Here is a 2438-nt window from a genome sequence, read left to right on the forward strand (position 1 = left end):
CTAAAAGACGGTGAAACTCAAGCCATAGCCGTAAGCAGGCTTTGACGGCTATTTAAATTTGTTCTGCAAATTTGCTGGGTGCTTATATCTGGCGTTCGGCGTTAAATTTTGATTTTTGCAAATTTGTTCGCGCGGTTTGGTTTGTATTTTTTTAAGCGGATTTGCCGATATGCTTGCCTTTTGTGTCAAATTCGGTAAATTTAACCGCGTCATCGCCGTTTGCAAATCCTGCGTTGCCGTCTCGGCGCGTAAAATCTAGAGCCTGCAAGGCGCGAAAGCTAAATACCACGCCACCCTTGGCTCGCAAATTTATAGCGTATTAAGCTAATTTTTATATAATCGCACCGAATTTATACGAATTTGTCTTATTGTGGGGCTAGGGCCAAGTTTGTAAATTTGGAAATATTTTTACAAAAAACGCAAGCGATGAATCGCGAGACGAATTTAAGCGTTGCGCGGAAATTTTTGCGTCAAGGCTAGGCATGTAGCCTGCCGCAGATCAAAAATTTCAAGCTCGTTTAAAGGCGCTCGTGAGGCGCGCTTGCCCTACAAAGGAAAGAAAAAATGAAAATACTAATGGCCATGAGCGGCGGCGTCGACTCCACCATGAGCGCCAAAATGCTGCTAGAAGCGGGTCACGAGGTCGTGGGCTGCTATATGAAACTACACAAAAAGCCCGGATATCATGAAAAAAATATCGATAAAGTCGCCCGCGCGTGCGGGTATCTGGGCATCCCCTATCACGTGCTTGATTTGCAAGAGCAGTTTGACAGATACGTCTATACGCCGTTTGTTAGCTCCTATAAAGAAGGCAAGACGCCAAATCCATGCGCGCTTTGTAACCACTTTATAAAATTTGGCGAACTACTAAAATTTGCCAAAAGTATCGGCTGCGAAAAGCTCGCTACAGGCCACTATATACGCGCGCAAGACGGCTTTATCAGAGTCGCCGCCGATCCTAGCAAAGACCAGAGCTACTTCGTAGCGCAGGTGCCAAAGGAGATAATCGCCGATATGATTTTCCCGCTCGGGGACAAATTTAAAAAGGATATAAAAGAGCTGGCTAAATCTCTGCCGAGCTTTCGCGAGTACGGCGAGCAGGCCGAGAGCAGCGAGATTTGCTTCGTCGAGGACACCTATATCGAGGTGCTAAACAAGCACTACGAGACCGACCTGCCCGGCGACGTGGTCGATAGCTCTGGACGCGTGATCGGGCGACACAACGGCTACATGCGCTACACGATCGGCAAGAGGCGCGGATTTGAGGTATTTGGGGCGCACGAGCCGCATTTCGTACTCGCTATCGACGCGGCAAATAACCGCATCGTAGTGGGTAGCAAAGAGGAGCTTGAGCGCGGTAAGATCGCGGTAAATAGCCTAAATTTGTTCGTGGATGAGAGCGAGTTTGACTGCGACGTCAAGGTGCGCTACCGCAGTATCGGGCTAAATGCGCGCGTAAAAGTGCTGGGTGGCGGCACGGCCGAGGTCGAGCTAAAGCAGAGCGCATTTGGCGTGGCTAGCGGGCAGCTGGCGGTATTTTACAGAGGCGAGCTGGTTATCGGCAGCGGATTTATACTGTAAATTTTATCTTAAATTTGATCGCTTCGGGCGGTCAAGTTTTTCAAATTTAGATCGGCGTTTGCGGACAAAAGCTGGTCAAATTTGACTGCGTTTGATCAAATTTAATTTACCGTCCGCCGCGCAAAATCCTCAAATTTTCTTTATTTTACGGTCTGCTTTCATGCTTCAAATTTAGCCTAAAATCGCTAAAATATACAAAAATAATCAAAGGACGCAAGATGAATCCAAAAGAGATCGCCGAGGAGCTCATCATAAAAATGATCAACGCCGCCGATCGCAAGCAAACCCAGCGCGTGCGCGAGTGCTTCGCCGACGTCGTATTCGTCGATCACTCGAGCCTAAACGGCATGCGCGGCGCGCTCGTGAGCGCGGACGAGTTCGTGACGTCGTGGCAGCAGCTGCTCGAGGACGCGCAGACCTACACTTCGCTTAGCAACTTTGAGCTATTGCCCGCGCAGGAGGGCATCAGCGCCGAGTGCCACGCGCACATGGTTTACACGGCGCCCGGCGTCGAGCCGTGGGAGATATTTGGGCGGCAGATTTTTGAGATATTTAGGGTTTCAGGTGAGTACAAGATCACTTCGTTTCAGTTCGCCGCCGCCGCCGTGCAAAGGGGCAACAAAAACTTCCTAAAAGAGCTGCAAGCACGTAAAAAACGCTCGAAACTCGGTCAAATTTACGATAAATTTAGCGGGAAAAAGTGAAATTTGATTTATGCGTGGTAGGCTTTGAGCCATAAAATTACGCCCAAATTTATCTGCAAAACCCGCACCGCAAAAATGCTAATTTAGTTGCAAAAACCGCAGCCGTCAAATTTGCCCTCACTTAAAAATATCAAGGTTCAAATTTAACTCGTC

General features: G+C 48.4%; 3 protein-coding genes. 2 read left to right on the plus strand and 1 reads right to left on the minus strand.

Translation table 11 applies throughout. The features are described from left to right. Positions 1-151: 151 nt before the first annotated feature. The gene (locus tag Q0338_RS07725) at positions 152-307 is read right to left on the minus strand and encodes a hypothetical protein (protein WP_298086246.1); all 156 of its coding nucleotides are present in this window, start codon (positions 305-307) and stop codon (positions 152-154) included. A 257-nt stretch (positions 308-564) separates the two neighbouring features. Between Q0338_RS07725 and mnmA the strand changes: the two genes are divergently transcribed. Next, positions 565-1581, plus strand: coding sequence for a tRNA 2-thiouridine(34) synthase MnmA (gene mnmA / locus Q0338_RS07730; protein WP_298086247.1), 1017 nt, complete (start codon positions 565-567; stop codon positions 1579-1581). Between the two features lie 218 nt (positions 1582-1799). Further along, positions 1800-2285, plus strand: a complete 486-nt coding sequence (locus tag Q0338_RS07735) for a nuclear transport factor 2 family protein (protein ID WP_298086248.1) — start codon at positions 1800-1802, stop codon at positions 2283-2285. Positions 2286-2438 lie beyond the last annotated feature (153 nt).

Origin of the sequence: uncultured Campylobacter sp., from assembly GCF_938018145.1 — a bacterium.
Lineage (GTDB): Bacteria > Campylobacterota > Campylobacteria > Campylobacterales > Campylobacteraceae > Campylobacter_A.